The 21,882-nt window shown below is 72.7% G+C and carries 22 protein-coding genes and 1 pseudogene; 5 read left to right on the top strand and 18 right to left on the bottom strand.

Translation table 11 applies throughout. From position 1 onward, the window contains the following. Positions 1 to 3 precede the first annotated feature (3 nt). The 4 genes and pseudogenes from JWN97_RS21215 to pcaH all read right to left on the bottom strand — a co-directional run. Positions 4 to 744 (bottom strand): annotated as a pseudogene (locus JWN97_RS21215) (alpha/beta fold hydrolase); the annotation flags it as partial. Then, the gene (locus tag JWN97_RS09800; RefSeq protein ID WP_297621823.1) at positions 741 to 1,871 is read right to left on the bottom strand and encodes a lyase family protein; all 1,131 of its coding nucleotides are present in this window, start codon (positions 1,869 to 1,871) and stop codon (positions 741 to 743) included. The gene JWN97_RS09800 and the pseudogene JWN97_RS21215, both read right to left, overlap by 4 nt. Before the next feature lie 4 nt (positions 1,872 to 1,875). Further along, complete coding sequence (gene pcaG, locus JWN97_RS09795) at positions 1,876 to 2,430, bottom strand: protocatechuate 3,4-dioxygenase subunit alpha (RefSeq protein ID WP_297621821.1); 555 nt, start codon at positions 2,428 to 2,430, stop codon at positions 1,876 to 1,878. Further along, positions 2,427 to 3,191 (bottom strand): protocatechuate 3,4-dioxygenase subunit beta, encoded by a 765-nt coding sequence (gene pcaH / locus JWN97_RS09790; RefSeq protein WP_297621819.1) that lies wholly within the window; start codon positions 3,189 to 3,191, stop codon positions 2,427 to 2,429. Before pcaH ends, pcaG begins: the two co-directional genes overlap by 4 nt. Before the next feature lie 130 nt (positions 3,192 to 3,321). Here pcaH and JWN97_RS09785 point away from each other — a divergent pair, with 130 nt between their 5' ends. From JWN97_RS09785 to JWN97_RS09775, 3 genes are all read left to right on the top strand, one after another. Further along, entirely contained in the window at positions 3,322 to 4,578 is a 1,257-nt protein-coding gene (locus JWN97_RS09785) for an aromatic acid/H+ symport family MFS transporter (protein ID WP_297621817.1), read from the top strand. A gap of 16 nt (positions 4,579 to 4,594) precedes the next feature. Further along, on the top strand, positions 4,595 to 5,356 hold the full coding sequence (locus tag JWN97_RS09780; RefSeq protein WP_297621815.1) for an IclR family transcriptional regulator: 762 nt from the start codon (positions 4,595 to 4,597) through the stop codon (positions 5,354 to 5,356). A 61-nt stretch (positions 5,357 to 5,417) separates the two neighbouring features. After that, positions 5,418 to 6,602 (top strand): 4-hydroxybenzoate 3-monooxygenase, encoded by a 1,185-nt coding sequence (locus JWN97_RS09775; RefSeq protein ID WP_297621813.1) that lies wholly within the window; start codon positions 5,418 to 5,420, stop codon positions 6,600 to 6,602. Here JWN97_RS09775 and JWN97_RS09770 read toward each other — a convergent pair. The 3 genes from JWN97_RS09770 to JWN97_RS09760 form a co-directional block, all read right to left on the bottom strand. Next, positions 6,575 to 7,225 (bottom strand): VC0807 family protein, encoded by a 651-nt coding sequence (locus JWN97_RS09770; RefSeq protein ID WP_297621811.1) that lies wholly within the window; start codon positions 7,223 to 7,225, stop codon positions 6,575 to 6,577. The two genes, JWN97_RS09775 and JWN97_RS09770, sit on opposite strands and share 28 nt — an antisense overlap. Positions 7,226 to 7,398: 173 nt before the next feature. After that, positions 7,399 to 8,283: a hypothetical protein gene (locus JWN97_RS09765; RefSeq protein WP_297621809.1), complete on the bottom strand. Its 885-nt coding sequence runs from the start codon at positions 8,281 to 8,283 to the stop codon at positions 7,399 to 7,401. A gap of 197 nt (positions 8,284 to 8,480) precedes the next feature. Next, positions 8,481 to 9,803, bottom strand: a complete 1,323-nt coding sequence (locus JWN97_RS09760; RefSeq protein ID WP_297621807.1) for an aminotransferase class I/II-fold pyridoxal phosphate-dependent enzyme — start codon at positions 9,801 to 9,803, stop codon at positions 8,481 to 8,483. A gap of 73 nt (positions 9,804 to 9,876) precedes the next feature. Between JWN97_RS09760 and JWN97_RS09755 the strand changes: the two genes are divergently transcribed. Then, positions 9,877 to 10,860: a LysR family transcriptional regulator gene (locus JWN97_RS09755; RefSeq protein WP_297621805.1), complete on the top strand. Its 984-nt coding sequence runs from the start codon at positions 9,877 to 9,879 to the stop codon at positions 10,858 to 10,860. 70 nt (positions 10,861 to 10,930) lie between these two features. Here the strand turns inward: JWN97_RS09755 and era are convergent, their stop codons facing one another. From era to JWN97_RS09725, 6 genes are read right to left on the bottom strand one after another with little or no spacing between them, the layout of a single operon-like run. Continuing rightward, complete coding sequence (gene era, locus JWN97_RS09750) at positions 10,931 to 11,986, bottom strand: GTPase Era (protein WP_297621803.1); 1,056 nt, start codon at positions 11,984 to 11,986, stop codon at positions 10,931 to 10,933. Continuing rightward, positions 11,979 to 12,755, bottom strand: coding sequence for a siderophore-interacting protein (locus JWN97_RS09745; RefSeq protein WP_297621801.1), 777 nt, complete (start codon positions 12,753 to 12,755; stop codon positions 11,979 to 11,981). The genes era and JWN97_RS09745 overlap by 8 nt, the downstream gene beginning before the upstream one ends. A 20-nt stretch (positions 12,756 to 12,775) precedes the next feature. Next, positions 12,776 to 14,083, bottom strand: coding sequence for a class I SAM-dependent methyltransferase (locus JWN97_RS09740; protein WP_297621799.1), 1,308 nt, complete (start codon positions 14,081 to 14,083; stop codon positions 12,776 to 12,778). Next, positions 14,080 to 15,450 (bottom strand): FAD-binding oxidoreductase, encoded by a 1,371-nt coding sequence (locus tag JWN97_RS09735; RefSeq protein ID WP_363321274.1) that lies wholly within the window; start codon positions 15,448 to 15,450, stop codon positions 14,080 to 14,082. The genes JWN97_RS09740 and JWN97_RS09735 overlap by 4 nt, the downstream gene beginning before the upstream one ends. 41 nt (positions 15,451 to 15,491) lie before the next feature. Next, positions 15,492 to 15,863: a cytidine deaminase gene (locus JWN97_RS09730; protein WP_297621797.1), complete on the bottom strand. Its 372-nt coding sequence runs from the start codon at positions 15,861 to 15,863 to the stop codon at positions 15,492 to 15,494. A 10-nt stretch (positions 15,864 to 15,873) separates the two neighbouring features. Continuing rightward, a complete protein-coding gene (locus tag JWN97_RS09725) occupies positions 15,874 to 16,554 on the bottom strand; it encodes a helix-turn-helix domain-containing protein (protein WP_297621795.1) in 681 nt (226 codons plus the stop codon). Positions 16,555 to 16,666: 112 nt separating this feature from the next. Between JWN97_RS09725 and JWN97_RS09720 the strand changes: the two genes are divergently transcribed. After that, positions 16,667 to 17,503 carry a class I SAM-dependent methyltransferase gene (locus JWN97_RS09720; RefSeq protein WP_297621793.1) on the top strand — a complete coding sequence of 279 codons (837 nt, stop codon included), beginning with the start codon at positions 16,667 to 16,669 and terminating at the stop codon, positions 17,501 to 17,503. On the opposite strand, the gene JWN97_RS09715 is transcribed toward JWN97_RS09720, so the two are convergent. The 5 genes from JWN97_RS09715 to JWN97_RS09695 all read right to left on the bottom strand — a co-directional run. Continuing rightward, positions 17,484 to 18,809: a hemolysin family protein gene (locus JWN97_RS09715; RefSeq protein WP_297621791.1), complete on the bottom strand. Its 1,326-nt coding sequence runs from the start codon at positions 18,807 to 18,809 to the stop codon at positions 17,484 to 17,486. The two genes, JWN97_RS09720 and JWN97_RS09715, sit on opposite strands and share 20 nt — an antisense overlap. Beyond that, positions 18,806 to 19,288, bottom strand: coding sequence for an rRNA maturation RNase YbeY (gene ybeY / locus JWN97_RS09710; RefSeq protein ID WP_297621789.1), 483 nt, complete (start codon positions 19,286 to 19,288; stop codon positions 18,806 to 18,808). The genes JWN97_RS09715 and ybeY overlap by 4 nt, the downstream gene beginning before the upstream one ends. Beyond that, positions 19,285 to 20,325: a PhoH family protein gene (locus tag JWN97_RS09705; RefSeq protein ID WP_297621921.1), complete on the bottom strand. Its 1,041-nt coding sequence runs from the start codon at positions 20,323 to 20,325 to the stop codon at positions 19,285 to 19,287. The genes ybeY and JWN97_RS09705 overlap by 4 nt, the downstream gene beginning before the upstream one ends. Before the next feature lie 129 nt (positions 20,326 to 20,454). Then, positions 20,455 to 21,660 carry a hypothetical protein gene (locus JWN97_RS09700; RefSeq protein ID WP_297621787.1) on the bottom strand — a complete coding sequence of 402 codons (1,206 nt, stop codon included), beginning with the start codon at positions 21,658 to 21,660 and terminating at the stop codon, positions 20,455 to 20,457. An 8-nt stretch (positions 21,661 to 21,668) separates the two neighbouring features. Continuing rightward, positions 21,669 to 21,882, bottom strand: a 214-nt coding sequence (locus tag JWN97_RS09695) for an HIT domain-containing protein (RefSeq protein ID WP_297621785.1), incomplete at its 5' end; no start/stop codon positions are given.

The raw sequence follows: 21,882 nt of genomic DNA, 5'->3' as shown, positions 1-21,882 counted from the left end.
CGCGAGGTGCGCGACGCCGTCGAGCTCGACGAAGCGACCGCGGCGCACGCCGTCGGCGACCTGGCGCAGCGAGTCGGGTGGCGTGGCCACGTCGGCCGACCCGGCGACCGCCAGCACGGGCGCGCCGACCTCACCGAGACGCTCGCGCAGGTCGAAGTCCGCCAGCGCGCCGCACACCTGGGCGTACCCGGTGTCGTCGACGTCCTGCAGCGCGTGGAGCAGCGCCGAGCCACGGGCGGGCTCGCGCTCGAGGAACCCGGGGCCGAACCACCGCTGCGCGGAGGCGCTGACCAAAGCCGGGGTGCCGGCCGAGCGGACCAGGTCGATCCGCTCTGCCCACGAGTCGGCGGTGCCGATCCGCGCGCCGGTGCACAGCAGCACGGCGCCCGAGACCCGGTCCGGCACGTCGAGGAGGAGCTGCAGTCCGACGGCGCCGCCGACGGAGTCCCCGGCGTAGCCGAAGGTGGCACCTGCCTCGCCCCGCTCGGCCAGCACCTCGTCGACGGTCCGGAGCACACCGGCGGCGAGGTCGCCCATCGACCACGAGCGGTCGGGCACGGACCCGTTGCGGCCGTGGCCCGGCAGGTCCCACGCGAGGACGTCGAAGGCGTCGGTGAGGTGCGTCGCGCAGTCGCCCCACAGGGTCGAGGCGGAGGTGCCGAGCGACGGGCCGAGCACCAGCAGCGGCAGCGCGGTGCGGTCCTCGGCCGCGGTCAGGCGGACGGCGGTGACGACGGGGATCATGCGGACCTCCAGTGGCGTTGGGCACGCAGGACGACGGCATCGACGATCGCGCCGGCCTGTCCGTCGTACGACGGCAGCGGGACACGGCCGGTCAGGTCTGTCATCGCACGCTGCTCGGCACGGACCGACGCCCCGGCGGCCGCGAGGGTCGCGGCCATCCGCTCGGCGTGCACCTGCAGGCCGGCGACCAGCTCCACCGACTGCGAGGCGGCGGTCAGCGTGCGTCGTACGAGGTCGCGCACCGTCGCCCACTCGGCGTGCCAGCCGCCGTCGGCCCGGTCGTCGACCTGCGAGGCGGCGCCGACGTGCAGCGTCGCCGCGAGCTGCGGCGTGGTCAGCGCAGCCCGGCGGACCAGCACGGACAGCACCGGGTTGGCCTTGCCCGGCATGGTCGAGGACCCTCCGGGCCGCCCCTCGGAGAGCTCGCCGATCTCGGGCCGCGACATGACCAGGACGTCGTTGGCGATCCGCGCGAGCGCGTCGGTGGTCGTGACGAGGGCGTCGCCGAGGCGGGTGACGGGCGCGCGCACGGTGTGCCACGGGAGCGGTTCGAGGTCGACCTCGACGCCCAGCTCGACCATCGCCGCGCGGGTGCCGGCGGCGCCGCCGACCTGGTCGGGGAACGACAGGCCGGAGAGCTGCTCGTCGGCGTCGACGAGCGCCGCGAGCCACTGCGCGACGCGGAGGCCGAACGTCGTCGGGACGGCGTGCTGGGTGAGCGTGCGCGCGACCATCGGGGTGTCGCGGTGGGCCTGCGCCAGAGCAGTGAGGTCCGCCCCCAGCGCCGCCAAGTCGGCGCGGAGGTCGCCGGCGGCGCGCTCCGCCATCCGCACCAGCGCCGAGTCGACGACGTCCTGGCTCGTGAGCCCGCGGTGCAGCCAGGACGCGGGCTCGCCCGTGAGGCCGTCGCGGAGGCGGTCGACGAGCCCGATCACCGGGTTGCCGCCCCGCTCGGCCTCGCGGGCCAGCACCTCGAGGTCGCGCGACTGCACGAGGGCCTGCAGGTCGGCTGGATGGCCGAGACGGGCCAACCAGTCCTCCTCGACGTCGACGAGCGCGCGCACGAAGGCCTCCTGGCCGAAGTGCTCGCCCGCCCGGTCGTCGCCGGGCCAGTAGAGGTCGCTCACGCGGTCAGTCTGGCCGATGGGCGAGGAAGACGGTCTCGCCCTCGCCCTGGAGCCGGATGTCGAAGACGAACCCGTGGTCGTCGGCGTTGGCGACGAGGGTCGCGCGACGCGCCTCCTCGACCGAGGCGAGCAGCGGGTCGGCGGCCAGCGCGGCGTCGTCGCCCGGCAGGTAGGCGCGGGTGAGCAGGCGGTCGAGCAGGCCGCGGGCGAACACCGCCACGGCGACGTACGGCGCCGCGCCGGGGCTCGTCGCGCCGGGCGTAAGCGTGGTGAAGGCGAAGCGGCCCGTGCGATCGGTCGGGGCGCGTCCCCAGCCGGTGAACGTGGACCCGTCGCGGTGCAGCGAGCCGGGGGCGCGCGGGACGCGGCCGTCCGGTCCGGCCTGCCAGATCTCCACGAGCGCGTCGGGCACCGGGTCGCCGGCGCCGTCGAGGACGCGCCCGGTCAGCCGCACGGCCTCGGGGTGCCCGGACGGCACCAGGTCGGCTCCCCCGGCCTGGACGAGCGCGAAGGCGAAGAAGGGCCCGACCGTCTGGCCGGGCGTGGGGACCAGGGTCATGACTCCTCCTCGAGCGGTGTCCGGTGGGCGCCGGTCAGGACGATGTCCCAGCGGTAGCCCGTGGACCACTCGTGCTCGGTGAGGTCGTGGTCGTAGGTCGCGACCAGCCGGTCGCGGGCCTGCTGGTCGACGATCGCCTGGTAGATCGGGTCGAGGGCGAACAGCGGGTCGCCCGGGAAGTACATCTGGGTGACCATCCGCTGGGTGAACTCCGAGCCGAAGAGCGAGAAGTGGATGTGCGCCGGGCGCCAGGCGTTGCGGTGGTTGCGCCACGGGTAGGGGCCGGGCTTGATCGTGGTGAACGAGTAGGTGCCGTCGGCATCGGTGAGGCAGCGGCCGACGCCGGTGAAGTGCGGGTCGATCGGTGCCGGGTGCTGGTCCCGCTCGTGGACGTAGCGCCCACCCGCGTTGGCCTGCCAGATCTCGACGAGCTGGTGGCGGACCGGACGCCCGTCGCCGTCGAGGACGCGTCCGGTGACCTTCATCCGCTCGCCGATCGGCTCCCCGTCGTGCTGGATGGTCAGGTCGGCCTCGAGCGGGTCGATGTCGCGCTCGCCGAAGACCGGGCTCCACAGCTCGATGCCCTCCGGGTCGGCGTGGTGGAGGTCCTTGGTGGGGTGCCGCAGGATGCTGCTGCGGTAGGGCGCGTAGTCGAGCCGGGTCTGCGTCTCGACGGTTCCGGACGCGTCGTACGCCGCGGTGACGGCCGCCATCTCCGCGCTCACCTGCGCCTGCGTCTGGTCCGCGTGGGTCGGGGTCACCCGACGGAGGTTACGGCCACCCGCGACGGCGCGAGCGCCAGCGCTTCCACTGGGCGGAAGGAATGCGTCGGCGCTCCCGGTGACCGCTGGCACGGTGAGACCTCTCGGAACCTCGGCAAGGAGCAGCCGCATGTCCACCTCCCCCTCCCTCTCCACACCCACCACCACCGCGCCCTCGAACCGCTGGCCCGTCGTGCTGTGTTGGCTGGCTGTCGCCCTCGACGGGTTCGACCTGGTCGTCATCGGCGCGGTCATCCCGACCCTCATCGAGACCGGCGACCTCGGCTTCACCGCCTCCTCGGCGACGACCGCCGCGACGCTGGGCCTCGTCGGGGTCGGCATCGGCGCGGTCGCGATCGGCCCGCTCACCGACCGGTTCGGACGGCGCCGCAGCCTGATCGGCTGCGTGACGTGGTTCTCGCTGCTCACCCTCGCGGTGCCGCTGGCGCAGGACGTCACGCAGTTCACCGGCCTGCGCTTCCTGGCCGGCCTCGGACTGGGCGCCTGCCTGCCGACCGCGCTCGCGTTCATGAGCGAGCACGCCACCAGCGAGCGGCGCTCGTCAGCAGTGACCCGGACCATGACGGGCTACCACGTCGGCGCCGTGCTCACCGCGCTGCTCGCCCTCTGGCTGGTGGACGACCACGGCTGGGAGTCGATGTTCGTGGTCGGCGGCGTCGCCGGGCTCCTCACGGTCCCGCTGCTCTACGCGCGGCTGCCCGAGTCGGCGGCGTACCTGCGTGCGGTCGAGGCCCGCGACGACGGCGAAGCGCAGGTCAGCCGGAGCACCGAGGTCGTCCGCGGCCGCTACCTGCGGGTGAGCCTGGGGCTGTGGGTCGCATCGTTCTGCGGCCTGCTGCTGGTCTACGGCCTCAACACCTGGCTCCCGACCATCATGGGCGAGGCGGGCTACTCCATCGAGGGCGGCATCGGCCTGCTCCTGGTCCTCAACATCGGTGCGGTCATCGGCCTGATGGTCGCCGGCGGCATCTCCGACGCCCGGGGCAACAAGCCCACCGTGCTGCTCTGGTTCGGGCTGGCCGCCGTCTTCCTCGCCCTGCTCTCCATCAAGCTGGAGAGCACGGCCCTGGTGTACGCCGCGGTGCTGCTCGCCGGCATCTTCGTGTTCAGCGCGCAGGTGCTCGTCTACGCCTTCGTCGGCCACCTCTACCCGCCGGAGATCCGGGGCACGGCTCTCGGCATGGCCGCGGGCGTCGGACGGGTGGGCGCGATCGTCGGACCGTCGCTGGGCGGAGCGCTCGTGACAGCGGGCATCGCCTATCCGTGGGGCTTCTACGCCTTCGCGGTCGCGGCCCTCCTGGCCGTCGCGGCCCTGGCGACCGTCCCCGCCCACGTGCACGACCCGGTTCCGCCGGATTCCGCCTAGTGGAAGACTGCCACGCATGGCCGGCAACTCGACGACGCCCGGCGCCTCGGTCACCAGTCGGGCGCTGGCCCTGCTCGGCGCCTTCGACGAGGACCACCGCCGGCTCCCGCTGACCCTCCTCGCCGAGCGCGCCGGGCTGCCGGTGGCGACCGCCCACCGGCTGGTCGCCGAGCTCGTCGAGTGGGGCGCCCTCACCCGCACCGGTTCCGGCGACTACGTCGTCGGGCGTCGGCTCTGGGACATCGGGCTGCTCGCGCCACTCCAGGCCGGGCTGGTCGAGCTGGCCTCGCCCTACCTCCACGACCTCTACGGCGCCACGCACGCCACCGTGCACCTCGCGGTGCGCGACGACACCGAGGTCCTCTACCTCGACCGCCTGCGCGGCAGCGCCTCCGTGCCGGTCGTCAGCACCATCGGGTCCCGGCTGCCCATGCACGCGACCGGCGTCGGGAAGGTGCTCCTGGCGCACGCACCGGTCGACGTGCAGCAGCAGGTGCTGGCCGACCTTCCCCGCATCACGGCGTACACCGTCACCCAGCCCGGGCTGCTGCGGCGCCAGCTCCGGCAGGCGCTGCGCGACGACTTCGCGACCACGACCGAGGAGATGAGCCTCGGCGCGTGCTCGGTGGCCGTGCCGCTGCGTCGCGGCGGCGACGTCGTGGCCTCCCTCGGGCTGGTGGTGCCCTCGCTCAAGCGTGACCGGCCGCGACTCGTGGCGGCCCTCCAGGTGGCCGCGCGCGGCGTGGGTCGGGCGCTCGACGCGGCCCGCTCGACCTGAGGTTCCGTCCAGCGGAAACCACCTCTCGTCCAGCGGACACGCCACCGCCTTGACTGCACCCATGGACGACGTGCGCACCCAGGTCGCGATCATCGGCGCCGGCCCCGCCGGCATGTTGCTGTCCCACCTCCTCGCGGCCGAGGGCGTCGAGTCCGTGGTCGTCGAGGCGCGCACCGAGGAGTACGTCGGCTCCCGGATCCGGGCCGGCATCCTCGAGCAGTCGTCGGTCGACCTGCTCCGCTCGGCCGACCTCGGCGACCGGCTCGCGCGCGAGGGTGACCAGCACCGCGGGATCTACCTGCAGTGGCCCGAGGAGCGGCACCACCTCGACTTCGTCGACCTCACCGGCCGGTCGGTCTGGGTCTACGGGCAGACCGAGGTGCAGAAGGACCTCGTCGCCGCGCGCGCAGCCGACGGCCAGGAGGTGCACTACGGCGTCTCCGACACCGCGCTGCACGACCTCGAGTCGGACAGCCCGTCGGTGACCTTCGTGTCGGCGTCGGGCTCGCCGACCCGGGTGAGCGCGTCGGTGGTGGTGGGGTGCGACGGGTCGTTCGGCCCGTCCCGCTCGTCGGTGCCGGACGCGGTCCGGCAGAGCTGGGAGAAGGTCTACCCCTACTCCTGGCTCGGCATCCTGGCCGACGTCGCGCCGTCGACCGACGAGCTGATCTATGCCTGGCACCCCGACGGCTTCGCGATGCACTCGATGCGCTCGGCGACGGTCTCGCGGCTCTACCTGCAGGTCCCCCACGACACCGACATCGACGACTGGTCCGACGACCGGATCTGGTCGGCGCTGGCCACCCGGCTCGGCGACGGGCAGGACGGCTGGTCGCTCACGCCGGGGCCGGTCACCGAGAAGAGCGTGCTGCCGATGCGGTCCTTCGTGCAGACGCCGATGCGCCACGGACGCCTGTTCCTGGCCGGCGACGCGGCCCACATCGTGCCGCCGACCGGCGCCAAGGGGCTCAACCTCGCGGTGGCCGACGTGGGCCTGCTCGCACCGGCCCTGGTTGACCTGCTGCGCAGGGACGATGCCCGGCTCGCGGACGCCTACTCCGACGCCGCGCTGCGCCGGGTCTGGCGCTGCACCCACTTCTCGTGGTGGATGACCACGATGCTGCACACGAGCGGCGACGACTTCGACCAGCAGCTGCAGCTCTCGCAGCTGCGGTGGGTCGCCACGAGCGAGGCCGGTGCCACCGGCCTCGCCGAGAACTACGCCGGCCTCCCGATCGGGTTCTGAGCCTCGACGGTCACCGGCAGCAGGCGCGTGGAGCCCATCAGGCCCTCCTTGCGCGCCACCAGCGCTGCCATGCCGATCGTGGCGAACGCCGCGAGCACGTTGATCGCCAGCATGGAGACGCTCTTGACCAGGACGAACGTCTCCAGGGACTGCGACTGGAGCAGCCAGAGCGTCATGCCGGCCTTGGCCAGCCCGAGCGCCGCCCACAACGCGGTGAGGTGCCAGAAGAGGCGGCGGATCCGCGGCCGCATCGCGAGCTCGTGGTCCATCGGGTAGAAGTCGCCCGCCAGCCGGGCCACCATCGGTCGCGCGCTGGCCAGCGACAGCAGGAAGAGGAAGGCGACGATGCCGTCGCTGATCACCGGCTGCAGGAAGTAGAGCCACGTGCTGCCGGCCACGACCGAGAGCGCGGTCCGGCCGGTGAGCAGGATGGCGGTCAGGATCAGCAGCCCCGACGTACGACGTCGGGTCACTGCGCGCCACGCGATCGCGCCGTACGACCAGGCGAGCGCCGCTGCGATCGCGGTCCACACGCCCGCCAGCACGAAGACGCCGCAGAACACGACGGCGGGGACCACGACAGCGATGAGCAGGCTCAGCGAGACGCGCCGGATGACCGACACGAGGGTGGGGCGATGAGGTTCGACCCCCTCACCCTACGGTGCGGAGCGCCCGGCCGGTCGGAAAGAAGGAACTGGCTTCACCGCTCCCGGACGGCGTCCGACTCGTCGGGGCACCGAAGCGCTCGAGGCGGTCCTCGACGACCTGGGCGAGCTGCTCGCGCGGTCGGGCGGCGTCAGGGGTTGAGGCAGTCCGGGATCGAGTCGGTCGGACCGGTCGGGTCGGCCGTCGCCCCCGACCGGTCGAGGACCTTGACCCAGTCGACGGTGTCGAACTGGCGCAGCGTCGGCGCGATCTCGCCCGCGATCGTGACCGTCGACCCACCGCTGGAGCACCGACCCAGCAGCCGGACGCGGGCGATGCCGCCGGAGACGGCCAGGTCGGCGAAGCCCGTCGCGCCGGACCGGACCAGGCGCAGCCCCCGGCTGCGCTCCCGGTCGAGCGGGCCGGCGAAGAGCCGGTCCATCACCCCGGTGGCCGGCGACCCCAGCGGGACGGGGCGCGTCCGGGCGACGAAGAACGGCTCCTGGTTGGCGGCGAAGCGGTCCTCGTCGAGGAAGAACACCTGGCGGTCGACCGTCGGGAAGTCGGCGTCGACCGCGATCACCACACGGCTCCGCCCGGGCTGGCGGATCACCTCGACCGGGGTGCGCCTCGCCAGCCCGATGCCGTACGTCGTCCAGCCCTCGAAGAGGCCCGACCGCACCGCCGTCATGACGTTGGGCAGGGCGAAAGCCCGGCGGGCCGGGGCGGGACTCGCAGTGTCGGTGCGGGTGTCGTGGAGACCGACCTGGAGGATCGCGCGACCGGCGATCCGGATGGGCAGTCCCGAGCCGTCGCCCCGGAGCCTGCGGACGTAGCGGACGTCGGCGCCCGACGGGATGCCGGAGTCGAACTGGAAGATCACGCGGTCGAAGCCCGCCCGGTGCACGGCACGTACGTCGACCAGCTGGGGCAGGGCCTGCGGTGCGGCCGGCGGCGGCGCACCGCCGGACTGCGGCGCGGCGACGAGCAGCGCGACCAGCAGGGACGTAGACGAGAGCTTGCGCAGGATCCTCATCTCGGACCTCCAGGGATACAACAGCCGGTGCACCCGAACCTAGTCCTGCTGCACCGTCCCCGACAGGGTCCCGAGCACCTCGACCTGCGGCGACACCGCGTCACCCGCCTGCGGCGAGCGGCCGCCTACTCCCCCGACACCGTCGACGACGCCGGTGTGACCTGGCCTGCTGGCCCACGGTCGCGCCGCCCGCCACGCTAGGCGGTGAAGTGCACTCCCGAGAAGCGGGACCGGTACGTCGTGACCCGGGCGGCGAGGTCGCCGTGATCGACCTCGGCCGACAGGCCCTCGGCGATGAGCGAGGCGAGCTCGTCCATGTCGTGAGGCTTCATGCCCAGTCGCACCAGCTCGGGGGTGCCAATCCGCAGCCCGTTCATGTCGCCGTCCACCGCGTCCACGGGAAGGCCGATCCCGGATGTCAGGAGGTTGGCCCGCCGCAGGAGCTTCGCGGCGCTCTGGCCACCTCCCCACTGGTGTGCCTCGAGGGCGAGCTGGTGGGACGCGGTCGCTCCCCCGGCGCCCTCGAACACGGGCAGCCCTCGCGCCAGCAGGCCCGAGGCGAGCTCGGTGGCGGTCTGCACCATCGTCGCGGCGTACTCGGTGCCGGCTGCCTTCCAGTCGAGCATGGTCACGGCCAGGGCAGCGGCCTTGCCGGCGTCGAAGTTGGCGGTCAGCCCGGGGTAGGCGATGGCGTCGAGGCGTTGGGCGATCTCCGGTTCGTTGGTGACGATCAGGCCCGCGGGCGGCCCGCCGAGGCTCTTGTAGGTGCTCATCGTCATCAGGTGCGCACCCTGCTCGAGGGGGTTCGGCCAGGCGCCTCCGGCAATCAGGCCGCACAGGTGGGCGGCGTCGAAGAGCAGCACTGCTCCCACCTCGTCGGCGACCTCACGCAGGGCAGCGACCGGGTGCGGGTAGAGGTTCATGCTGGCGCCGATGGTGATCATCCGGGGCCGGTGCTCGAGGGCGAGGGCGCGCAGGCCCGCCACGTCGACGGTGAACCGGTCGGCGTCGACCGGTGCTGGGACGGTGCGCAACCGATACATCCCGGCGGACCCGCCGGCGTGGTGGGTGACGTGGCCCCCGATGCTGGGAGGCGGGGCGATGATCGTGTCCCCGGGCTCGCACGTCGCCATGAAGGCGTACAGGTTGGCGATGGCGCCCGACGGCACGCGGATCTCGGCGTACCGCGCCCCGAACACGTCGGCAGCGAGCTCGGCCGCCATGACCTCGATCTGCTCGATGGCTTCCAGGCCCATCTCGTACTTGTCCCCGGGATATCCCAGCGATGCCCTCGACCCGAGCCCGGCGGACAGCATCGCCTCGGCGCGCGGACTCATGATGTTCGTCGCCGGGTTGAGGTTCAGGCAGTCACGATCGTGGATCTGACGGTTCGCCTCGACCAGGCGGTCCAGCTCGGCGAGCGCTGCGGGACCGGGCCGCTCCGCGGCCGCCGCGGCCAGGGCGTGGACGTAGGCCCGGCTGTGCTCGGGAAGCCAGGGCTGCTGCGCGAGTGCCGTCATGGCTCCATGATCGGCGCCGAAAACAGATAAGGACAAGCGCCAATTCGACGTCAGAACTGGTTAGCGTTGCTACATGATCAACCTGTCCCGTCTCGTGTTCCTGCGCGCCGTCCACCGCCACGGGTCGGTGGCCGCCGCGGCGCGCGAGCTCGGCTACACGCCCTCCGCCGTGAGCCAGCAGATCGGCCGGCTGCAGCGCGAGGCGGGCGTACGACTCCTCGAACCCGTGGGACGTGGTGTCGTCCTCACCGACGCCGCCCTGGTCCTGGTCGACGCCGCGGTCTCCATCGACGCAGCGCGGGAGGTGGCGCGAGGCCGGCTCGAGGAGCTCGCGGGCGGACTCACGGGCACGCTGAGCCTGGCGTGCTTCCCCTCGGCGATCCGCGGTGTTGCCGCGCCGGCACTGGGTGCACTCGCCGAGGCCGCGCCGGAGCTGCGCGTCCAGCTGAGGGAGCTGGCGCCCGAGCTGGGGCTCGAGGCGGTCGCGAGCGGGTACGCCGACGTGGCGATCGTCCACGACTGGGTCCACGACCGCACCACGCTCGCTGCGGGCCTGGAGGCCGTGCACCTGGCCGACGACCCCGTCGACCTGGTCGTCCCGGCCTCGCACCGCCTGGCCGAGCGGCGGTCGGTGGCGCTCTCGGAGACGGTGGGCGACGTGTGGGTCACCGATGTGTCGGACAGCATCTGCACCCGCTGGATCCTCGACCTGCTGAACGCCTCGACCGAGAACCCTGGTGTGGACTTCCGCGCGGAGGAGTACGCCTCCCAGGTCGCGCTGGTGTCCGCGGGCCTCTGCGTGGCCGTGCTGCCGCGGCTGGGACGCCCGGCCCTGCCCGACAGCGTCCGCGTCATCCCGCTCCGGGGCCCCGTTCCCACGAGGCGCTTCATGGCCGTCTACCGCACCCCCACCTCACGCAGGCCGGCGATCAGGCGCCTGATCGAGGCTCTCGGCAAGCAGGCGCAGGCGAGTCCTGCCAGCGGTGCGCCCCCGGCCCCAGCTCGTACGCCGCGCCGGGCAGGACCACGTCGGCCACGCACCCCGACGGCACGGTGACCATCACGGCCCACCGCGACCCCAGGTCCCACGCGATGCCCGATGGCTGCCATCCGCCCGGGTGATCGGGTCAGAAGCCGAGCTTGCGCAGCTGGCGCGGGTCGCGCTGCCAGTCCTTGGCGATCTTGACCTGCAGGTCGAGGTAGACCGGCGTGCCGAGCAGCGCCTCGATCTGCTTGCGCGCAGCCGTGCCGACCGCGCGCAGGCGCGCGCCCTTGTGGCCGATCATGATCCCCTTCTGGGAGTCACGCTCGACATAGAGGTTGGCCACGATGACCAGCAGCGGCTTGTCGTCGGGACGGCCCTCGCGCAGGCCCATCTCCTCGACGACGACGGCGATCGAGTGCGGCAGCTCGTCGCGCACGCCCTCGAGCGCGGCCTCGCGGATCAGGTCGGCGGCGAGCGCCTCCTCGGGAGCATCCGTCAGGTCGCCGTCGGGGTAGAGCGGCGGCCCCTCCGGCATCTGCGCGACGAGGAGGTCGGCCAGCAGCTGGACCTGGTCGCCGGACACCGCGGAGACGGGGACGATCTCGGCCCACTCGGTCGCGGTCTCCTCACCGAGCGCCTGGATGTCCAGCAGGTGCTGGCCCAGCTGCTCGGGGGTGACGAGGTCGGTCTTGGTGGCGACGGCGATGCGGATGGTGCGGCGCACCTTGGCCAGCTCGGTCACCAGGAATCGGTCGCCGGGGCCGATCTTCTCGTTGGCGGGGAAGCAGCAGGCCACGACGTCGACCTCGGCCCACGTCGTCCGCACGAGGTCGTTGAGCCGCTCGCCGAGCAGGGTGCGCGGGCGGTGGAGGCCGGGCGTGTCGACGAGGATCAGCTGGGCGTCGTCGCGGTGCACGATGCCACGCACCACGTTGCGGGTGGTCTGCGGCTTGGATGAGGTGATGACGATCTTCTGGCCGACCAGGGCGTTGGTCAGCGTCGACTTGCCGGCGTTGGGCCGACCGACGAAGGACGCGAACCCGCTGCGGTAGCCCTCGGGCGCGGTGTAGAACGCGCCCGCCGGGGCGACGCCGGACAGGTCGAAGTCGTCGTCCTCGTCGTCCTCGTCGAGGTCGTCGACGTCCTCACCGAGGTCCTCGTCGACGTCCTCGGTGGTGTCGTCCTGCTCGTCAGCCATCGCTCGCCTCTCGCGCTGCGTCGTAGTCGGCCCAGATCTGCTCGTCACTCTTCCCTGCCGCCTTGCCCGCGCGCCAGATGGGTCCGGGATCGACCGCGCGTGGCTGCCGGCCAGCGGTCGCGCGCCAGTAGCCCATCACGTCGTAGTGGCTGGTCGGCAGGCCGATGTCGCGCATCAGGTGCTTGCGGATCGCCCGCATCTGCGCGGACTCCCCGGCCATCCAGAAGTAGCCCTCGCCCTCGGGCCAGTCGATGCCCTCGACGACCTCGGCCAGCGCGCTCTGCCCGGCGGACGGGGGCGCGAGCCAGCTGACCTGCGCGTGCCCGGGCAGGTAGTCGCCCAGGTCGTCGGGGACCTCCGCGATGACGTACGTCGGCAGGTCGGGGCGGGCCTCCAGGATGCGGGCGATCGCGGGCATGGCCGTCAGGTCGCCGACCAGCAGCAGCCACCCGGCTCCGGCCGGCGGCGAGAAGGACGACTTGGGCTCGGTGATCGTGACCGTGTCGCCGACGCAGTCGCGCATCGCCCACTCGGTGACCAGCCCGACGTCGTGGACGACGACGTCGAGGGTCAGCTCGCCGTCCCGGAGCGACCGCACGGTGTAGTAGCGGCTCTGGAACTGGCCGGGCACCACGAGGCCGACCCACTCGTCGGGCACGCCAGTGGACGCGAACCCGTCGAGGCCGTCGAGGACCAGCCGCACGAGGTGGTCGGTCAGCGGTTCGCGGCGACGTACGGTCGCCCGGAACTGGGCTGCGCGGGTGCTCACCCGAAGAGGCTATCGGTGTCTCACCAGTCGGGGCGCATCGGGAAATCGGTCCGTCCGTCGGCGTGGTTGCGGGTGGCCAGGACCTGGTGCAGCTCCACCTCGCCGCGCTCGAAGCCGACCCGCGACCCGGCGATGTAGAGGCCCCACACCCGCGCCGTGCCCTCGCCCACCTCGGCGACGCACTCGTCCCAGTGCTCGACGAGGTTGCGGTTCCAGTCGCGCAGGGTCGAGGCGTAGTGGAGCCGGAGGTTCTCGGAGTGCTGCACCTCCAGGCCCTGGTCCTGCGCGGCCGAGATGATGGTGCCGGACCCGATCAGCTCCCCGTCGGGGAAGACGTAGCGGTCGATGAACGCCCCGGTCTCCTGGCGGCCGTTGTGCGCACGGGTGATGCAGTGGTTGAGCAGCCGGCCGCCGGGCCTGAGCCGGTCGCGCAGGTGGGAGAAGTAGGTGGGGTAGTTGCGCACGCCGACGTGCTCGGTCAGGCCGATCGAGCTCACCGCGTCGAAGCCCGTCTCGACGACGTCGCGGTAGTCGAGGTGGCGCACCCCGGCGAGGTCGCCGAGTCCCTCGCGGTCGATGGCCTCCTTGGCCCACTGCGCCTGCTCGAGCGACAGCGTCACGCCGAGCGCCTTCACGCCGTACTCGCGGGCGGCGTGGCGGACCATGGTGCCCCAGCCGCACCCGACGTCGAGCAGCCGCTGCCCCGGCCGGAGGTCGAGCTTGCGGCAGACCAGGTCGAACTTCGCGGCCTGCGCGTCCTCGAGCGTCGCGTCGGGCGTCTCGTAGAGCGCGCAGGTGTAGACCATCGACGGGCCGAGCACCCGCTCGTAGAAGCTGTTGGACACGTCGTAGTGGTGCGAGATGACCTCGGCGTCGCGCGTCATCGAGTGGCGCAGGCCCTCGACCGCACGCCGCCAGCGGGGCAGGTGCTCCTGGGGAGGCGGGGCCGGCGGGCGCAGGTGCGACAGTCCGAGGTCGCGGGCGATGCGCAGTGCCTCGGACGGCGTCGGCACCCGGAACTTCGTGTGGTCCTTGAGCAGCACCAGCGCGTCGTAGGGGTCGCCCGGGTGGACGCCGGACAGGTCCAGGTCGCCGCTGACGTAGGCCCGGGCCATGCCCAGATCGCCGGGCGCGGTCATCAGGTAGGACAGCCCGCGCTCGGTGCGCAGGTCCATGCCGAGCGCGGCATCGGGCGGCCCGGCGCTGCTGCCGTCGTACGCCGTGAAGCGCAGCGGCAGGCCGCCCCTGACGAGGCGTTCCATCGCGTCGCCGATGGTCATGCGGGGCGTGGTCCTCGCGCCGGCGTTGAGGCTGGGGCTGGAGCTCATCGTGGCTGCACCACCTTGTCGTAGAGGGTCGCGAGTCGGTCGTCGGGGTCGTGGCGCGCCTTGACGCGCGCGAGGTGCTCGCCGCCGTAGAGGCGGGCGAACTCGTCGGGCTCGTAGAACGCCTCGGAGTAGAGGCTCTTGTGGCCGCCGAGCTCGGAGACCTTCGCCTCGATCGCCCGGTTGCGGGGGGACTCGGGCGCGTCGGGCCCGACGTTGACCACGCCCCAGAAGCCGACGTTGACGTAGGTGGTGCCGGCGGTCAGCGGGTAGCCCGGCCACGGCCGGTCGTCCTCCCCGGCCCCCCGACGCAGCCGCAGCGGGCACAGCCAGACCGGGCGCATGCCGACCTCGCGGTCGAACCAGGCGAGGAACTCGGCGAGCCGGTCGAGCGGGATCTCGACGTCCTGCACGACCCGCTCGCCCTGCGGGCGCCCGGCACGCCGGTCGAGCCGGTCGCCGATGCCGAAGCGCCGGTCGAGGGCGACGAGGCGCCAGTAGACGTCGGAGCGCCGCAGCCGGCGCGGCCACAGCCGGCGTACGAGCGGGTGCTGGGCACCGAACGCCCGCGAGCACCAGAACCAGTCGGTGTCCCAGCGCCACAGGTAGTCGAGCATCGTCAGCCGGTCGGTGGAGCGATGCTGGAGGGAGCGGTAGAAGACCTGCTGGCCGGTGTAGTCGGAGGTCGGGCCGGGCTCGTCGGTCCAGCGGGCGAGCGTCAGGCGGAGGTCGTCGGGGGTGAAGGCCACGCCGTCGAGGCCGTCCACGCGCTCCCCCGCCCACGCACCCTCCGCCACGACCCGGCCCACGGCCCCGGCGAGGGCATCGGCGTCGTCGAAGCGGACGTGTCGCAGGGCGACGTAGGGCGGCACCGGCTCGAGCTCGATGCGCAACCGGATGGCATAGCCGAGCGAGCCGTAGGAGTTGGGGAAGGCGTCGAAGAGCTCGTCGCCGGGCTTGGTCGTCACGACCTCGCCCGAGCCGGTCATCACGTCCATGTCGAGCACGGACTCGTGGGGCAGGCCGCTGCGGAAGCTGGTGGCCTCGATGCCCAGCCCACTCACCGCGCCGCCGAGCGTGATCGTGCGGAGCTGCGGCACGACCAGCGGGATGCGCCCGTGGGCCAGCGTCACCTCGACGAGGTGCTCGTAGGTGCACATCCCCTGCACCTCGGCGACGTCGCCGACGACCTCGATGACGCCGTCGAGGCCGGACACGTCGAGGCCGGCGCCGAGCGCCGCGCGTCCGCGGAACAGGTTGCTGGTGCGCTTGGCCAGCCGGACCGGGGCGTCGGCGGGCAGGGCGGCGTACGACTCCAAGAGCCTCGCCACCCCGGCGGAGTGCTGCTCCCAACCCACAGGCACGTGCACGACACCCACGCTAGCGAGTCCCGGGGACAACCCGCGAGGGATTAGCTGCCGTGGGTGCTCTGGCGCGTGTGGATCCGCCCGGTCGCGTCGCCCACCAGCACGGGCACGTCGGCGCCCGCGAAGTCGCTCGCCGCGGCCACGTCGACCAGTTCGCTGTCGGTGAGGACGACCGCCGCCTCGAGCCCGGTCGACGCGGACGAGACGGCCATCGCGACGCAGACCTCGAGCGCGGAGAGCTCCAGGTGCGCGAGGCGGACGCCCGCCGCGGCGTACGTCCGGCCGTCGAGGTCGCGGACCGCGGCACCCTCGTGGGAGCGAGCCCGCGCGCGGGTGGCGCGCGCCAGGGTCACCAGCTTGGCGTCCTCGGCGCTCAGGTCGCCGGACAGGTCGGGCAGGTCGGGCACGTCAGGCATGCCGCCCAGCCTAGTGAGCGGGTCGCGGCACCCCCGCGAACGGGGACAGCAGGAACCAGCCCGGCAGCGAGCGGGCCACCTCGCCACTCGCCAGCACGCGCATCGACTCGTCGCGCACTGCGCTGGACCAGGTGCGGTCGCCGCGCCAGACCTGCGTGAGCGTGCGCAGCGTGGTCTGCACCCGCGCTGCCGGCTCGTCGCCCGGGTCGTCGTCGCAGACGTCGACGTCGTCGGCGGTGATCACGATCCACCAGTGCGCGACCCTGGGCTCCACGTCGGAGAACTCGAAGCGCACGACCGTACGCCGTCCCGGCACCCGCTCCCGGTCGACGTTGCGGTGCATGTCCCACAGCAGCAGCTTGGGGTCGAGCTCCCCGTCGGCGAGCCCGGGGATCCACCGGGTGCCCCAGACGCCCAGCGCCTCCACCACCGGCCGCAGCTCCGCACCCGCCTCGGTGAGCCGGTAGCGCACCTCTCCCCCGGTGTCCTCGCGCGTCACCACTCCGGCGGACGCGAGCTGGTGGAGCCGCCGCGACAGCAGGGTGGGCGACATCCGGGGCAGCCCCCGGCGCAGGTCGTTGAAGCGCTCGCTGCCGAGCAGCAGCTCGCGCACGAGGAGCAGCGTCCACCGCTCGTCGAGCAGCTCCATGGCCTTGGCCATGGGGCAGAACTGGCGATAGCTCGCGCCCACGGATCGCACGCTACGCCAGCCCGCGCGGCTGGTACAGATCGTGCACTCGTCGCACGGTTGCGTCGCTCCTAGCGTGACTCGCACACCACTGACGGAACCGGGGAGGACCCACATGAACAGCCAGATCACCGCACCGCCCACCGACGTGGACGGCGACGCGGCACTCAAGCAGCGCCACCGGACGATGTGGGCCTCGGGCCACTACGACCGGGTGGCGCGCGAGATCATCCCGGAGCTCGGCCAGCGCCTGGTGGCCTCGCTCGCCATCACGTCCGGCGAGCGCGTCCTGGACATCGCGGCCGGCACCGGCAACGCTGCCGTCCCGGCGGCCCGCACCGGCGCCACCGTGGTCGCCTCCGACCTGACGCCCGAGCTCCTCGAGACCGGACGGGCCGAGCACCCCGACGCCGGCATCGACTGGCAGGTCGCCGACGCCGAGGCACTGCCCTGGCCGGATGGGTCGTACGACGTCGTGCTCAGCACGGTCGGCGTGATGTTCGCACCGCACCACCAGGCGGCGGCCGACGAGCTGTTGCGGGTGCTGCGCCCCGGCGGCCGGCTAGGGCTGCTGAGCTGGACCCCGGAGGGATTCATCGGCCGACTGTTCGCCACCATGCGCGACTTCGTGCCGGCCCCGCCGGCCGGGGTGCAGCCGCCCCCGCTGTGGGGCGACGAGGCGCACGTGCGCGAGCTGTTCGGTGACCGGGTCGAGGACCTGGCCTTCGATCGGGCCCACGTCGACGTGGACGCGTTCCCCGGGCGCGAGGACTTCCGTGCCTACTTCCGTGACAACTACGGTCCGACGCTGATGGCCTACCGCGCGCTGGCCGACCGGCCGGACCGCAGGGCCGAGCTCGACGCCGCGCTCGACGCCCTGGCCGCGGACGCCGACGAGGGCTCGGGACGGATGCGCTGGGAGTACGTCGTGGTCAGCGGCCGGCGGAGGTGACCTGCGCGGCGGGGGCGTCGTCATCGGCGTCCTCGCCGTCGGCCGCCACCACCGACACCAGCACGGCCTCGATCTTGTTGCGCCGACCGGTGGCGCGCTCGGCCTCGAGGCGCAGGCCGTGGCACTCCACCACGGAGCCCGGGATCGGGACCTTGCCGAGGTGCTTGGCCATCAGGCCCCCGACGCTGTCGACGTCGTCGTCCTCGACGGTGAAGCCGACCAGCTCGTCGAGGTCGTCGACCGGGTAGCGCGAGGAGACCCGGATGACGCCGCCGTCGAGGTGCTCGACCTCGACCTCCTCGGCGTCGTACTCGTCGGTGATCTCGCCGACGATCTCCTCGAGGACGTCCTCGATGGTGACCAGCCCGGCGGTGCCGCCGTACTCGTCGACGACCACCGCGATGTGCTGGCGTCGGGCCTGGAGCTCGGTGAGGAGGGCGTCGACCGGCTTGGAGTCCGGCACGTAGTGCACCGGGCGCATCACCTCGTCGACGCGCTGGGTGAACTCCACGTCGGGGGCCTCGAAGTCGCGCCGGACGAGGTCCTTGAGGTAGGCCATGCCGATGATGTCGTCGAGGTTCTCGCCCGTGACCGGGATGCGGGAGTATCCGCTGCGCAGGAAGAGCGACATCGTCTGGCGCAGGTTCTTGTGGCGCTCGATGTAGACCACGTCGGGCCGCGGGACCATCACCTCGCGGGTGGAGGTGTCGCCGAGCTCGAAGACGGAGTGGATCATCCGGCGCTCGCCAGACTCGATGACGGCCGACGCCTCGGCCATGTCGACCAGCTCGCGCAGCTCGGTCTCGGTCGAGAACGGGCCCTCGCTGAAGCCCTTGCCGGGGGTGATCGCGTTGCCGAGCATGATCAGCAGCGCCGGAATCGGGCCGAGGATCGTGGTGACGAGCGAGATCGGCCCCGCCGAGAGCAGGGCGACCTTCGCGTCGTGCTGGCGCCCGATCGTGCGGGGGGCCACGCCGATCACCACGAAGGAGACGACCAGCATCACGCCGATCGTGGTGAACACGCTCGTCAGCAGCGAGCCCGGGAAGGCGTCGCGGGCCCACGTCGAGACCAGCACGATGGCGCTGATCTCGCACAGCAGCCGCAGCAGCAGCGCGGTGTTGAGGTAGCGGGTGGGGTCGTCGAGGAGCCGGACCAGCCGGGCGGCACCGCCGCGGCCCTCGGCCTTCATCTCCTCGGCGCGAGCGCGCGAGAAGCTGCCCAGGGCGGCGTCGGCGGCGGAGAAGAGACCGGCCAGCAGGACCAGCAGGGTCGCCGATCCGAGCTGCCAGATGTCGGCGGTCATGACCAGCCGGGTTCCTGGTCGGCACGGTCCTCGCTGGAGCGCCACTTCTCCAGCAGCTCGCTCTGGAGGCCGAACATCACGGCGTGCTCGTCGGGCTCGGCGTGGTCGTAGCCGAGGAGGTGCAGGATGCCGTGGGTGGTGAGCAGGTCGATCTCGGCCTCGCGACCGTGACCGGCCTCCACGCCCTGCCGCTCGGCGACGGCCGGGGCCAGCACCAGGTCGCCGAGGACGCCCTCCTCGGGCTCCTCGTTGACCTTGCCGGGACGCAGCTCGTCCATCGGGAAGGCGAGCACGTCGGTCGGGCCCTCCTTCTCCATCCACTGCCCGTTGAGCTCGGCGATGGTGTCCTCGTCGACCGCCTTGATGCACAGCTCGGCCTGCGGGTGGACGCGCATCTGCTCCATCACGAAGCGCGCCAGCCGGGAGAGGCGGCGTACGTCGAACTCGAGGCCCGACTCGTTGAGCACCTCGATGCTCATCGGGTGCTCCGCTCGCTCTTGGTGGGGCCGGTCTTGGTCGGCGCCGTCGCGAGCTTGGCCTCAGCGTGGGCATCGAAGACCTCGTAGGCCTCGACGATGCGGCCGACCAGCCGGTGGCGTACGACGTCGGTGCCGGTGAGGCGGCAGAACGTGATGTCGTCGACACCGTCGAGGATGCCCTCGACCACCCGCAGCCCGGACTTCGTCCCGGAGGGGAGGTCGACCTGGCTGGTGTCGCCGGTGACCACGATGCGCGAGCCGAAGCCGAGCCGGGTCAGGAACATCTTCATCTGCTCGGCCGTGGTGTTCTGCGCCTCGTCGAGGATGATGAAGGAGTCGTTGAGCGAGCGGCCGCGGAGGAACGCCAGCGGCGCGACCTCGATGGTGCCGGCGGCGAGCAGCTTGGGGATGGTCTCGGGGTCGACCATGTCGTGCAGCGCGTCGTAGAGCGGGCGCAGGTAGGGGTCGATCTTCTCGCTCAGCGTGCCGGGCAGGAAGCCGAGCCGCTCTCCCGCCTCGACGGCCGGACGGCTCAGGATGATCCGGTTGACCTCCTTGGCCTGCAGGGCCTGCACGGCCTTGGCCATCGCGAGGTAGGTCTTGCCGGTGCCGGCGGGACCGATGCCGAAGGTGATCGTGGAGTTGTCGATCGCCTCGACGTAGCGCTTCTGGTTGAGCGTCTTGGGACGGATCGTGCGGCCGCGGTTGGACAGGATGTTGAGGCTCAGCACGTCGGCCGGGCGCTCCTGCGTCTCGGTCTGCAGCATCTGGATGATCCGCTCGACGGTCTCGGCGGTGACGCCCTGACCGGTGCGGACCAGCGTGACGACCTCGTCGAGGAGCCGCTCGGCCATCGCGACCTCGGCGGAGTCGCCGGTCAGCGTGATGCGGTTGCCGCGCACGTGCACGTCGGCCCCGAAGGCCCGCTCGATCAGCCGGAGGTGCTCGTCGCCCGGCCCCAGGACCGAGACCATGTCGATGCTGTTGGGGACGACGACGGTGTGGGTCGGCTTGTCCTGCGGGGTGGCGCTGCGCATGGTGCTGCGGCTCGTGCTGCGGGTCGTGTCAGTCATGGATGCCCGTGGCGGGCGGCCTTCCGAGTCGGTGGCATGGAGGCTCCATGCTACCGAGCGGGCGGCTCCCGGCCCACTCGGTTCGCTCCGGGCTCAGCCGCGGGTGACCTGCAGCATCCCGAGGCACATCTCGTCGGTGGTGCCCTCGCCCCACACGACGTAGCGGTCGGGCTGGCCCTCGAAGGACGGCAGCTTGTCGCGCAGCCACTGGACGTGGGTGCACGTCACCTTGACCTGCTGGAAGGCGTCGAGGTGGACCGGCTCGATCGGCCGGCTCCCCTGGTCGTCGAAGTCCCACACGGGGATGTCGAGGATCGTCCTGGCCTGCGGGGTGCCGGGATTGACCTCGATCCTGATCGAGCGGCCGAGCAGGTGCATGTGGCCGGCGACGCCGTGGATCGTGATCGGCTCGGCCAGCGTGCGCACGCACGACTGCACCTCCCCGGCCTTCGGCTCGGTGCCGCACAGGATGTGGAGGAGGTCCGCGGTGTTGCCCTCGGCGCCGAAGCGCTCCTTGACGTCGGCCACGGCGGCGTCGCGGTCGCACAGCGGCCCGTCGGCGTGCTTGGCGCGGCACGGCAGCTCGACCGGCGCGGGCAGCAGCATGGTGGTGAGCGCCTGGTAGGGGCGCTTGCCCGGCGCCAGGCGCAGCTGGGCGGCGGAGGTGTCCGGCTGGACGCCGGCGAGCAGGTTGTAGTGCACCTGCATCACGATGCGACTGCCCTTGGCGAGGCGGACGCCGAAGCCGGGCTTGACGACCGACTCGTCGCTGCCGGGGGCCCAGGCGCCGAGCCAGGGAGCGTTGTCGACGTTCTGGAAGCGGTCGAGGCCGGTGCCGCCGAAGCAGGTCCAGCCCTCGTCGTCCTCGGCCGCGTCCTTCGCCTCGGCCGCCGCGACCTGCTCGGGCGGCACCTGGAAGAGGATCACGTGGTGGACGACCTCGGGGTTGCCCGGCAGCACCTGGGTGCCGGTGAGCCACGAGTCCCGCGCCAGCTCGGGGTCGAGGAGGAAGCACCGGTAGTCGTCGGTGCCCTTGCCGTAGGGGGCGGACGGCGTGTAGCTGCCCGGCATCGCGATCGTCGTACGCGTCTCTCCCGCACGCAGCGGCTTGGACCTCGCCGGCTCGGCGTAGTGGCCGTCGTGGCCCTCGGCCGCCTCCTGCGCCGTGGGCGAGGCGCCGGCCGGCTGGGTGGCGCGGCGCTCGACGTCGGACCGGGAGTCGGACGCGCCGCCACAGGCGGACAGCGCGAGCAGCCCCGTGGCGAGGAGGGCGGCGACGGTGGCGCGGATGCGTGACATGTCCCGGCTCAGATCAGGGACTCGGTCATGGCGGGCGTCGAGCCGAGCACATGGAGGTGGGTGTGGAACACGCTCTGCCCGGCGCCTGCGCCGGTGTTGACGACGAGGCGGTACTCCTCGTTGCCGGCGGCCTTCGCCACCTGGTCGGCGAGCGTGACGAGGTGCCCGAGGATCGCCGGGTCGGCCGCCGCGGAGGCGGCCGCGTTCTCGTGGTGGTCGACC

Source organism: Nocardioides sp., from assembly GCF_025965415.1.
Lineage (GTDB): Bacteria > Actinomycetota > Actinomycetes > Propionibacteriales > Nocardioidaceae > Nocardioides.
Note: the sequence above shows the minus strand (reverse complement) of the source record. Positions and strands in the feature narration are given on the sequence as shown.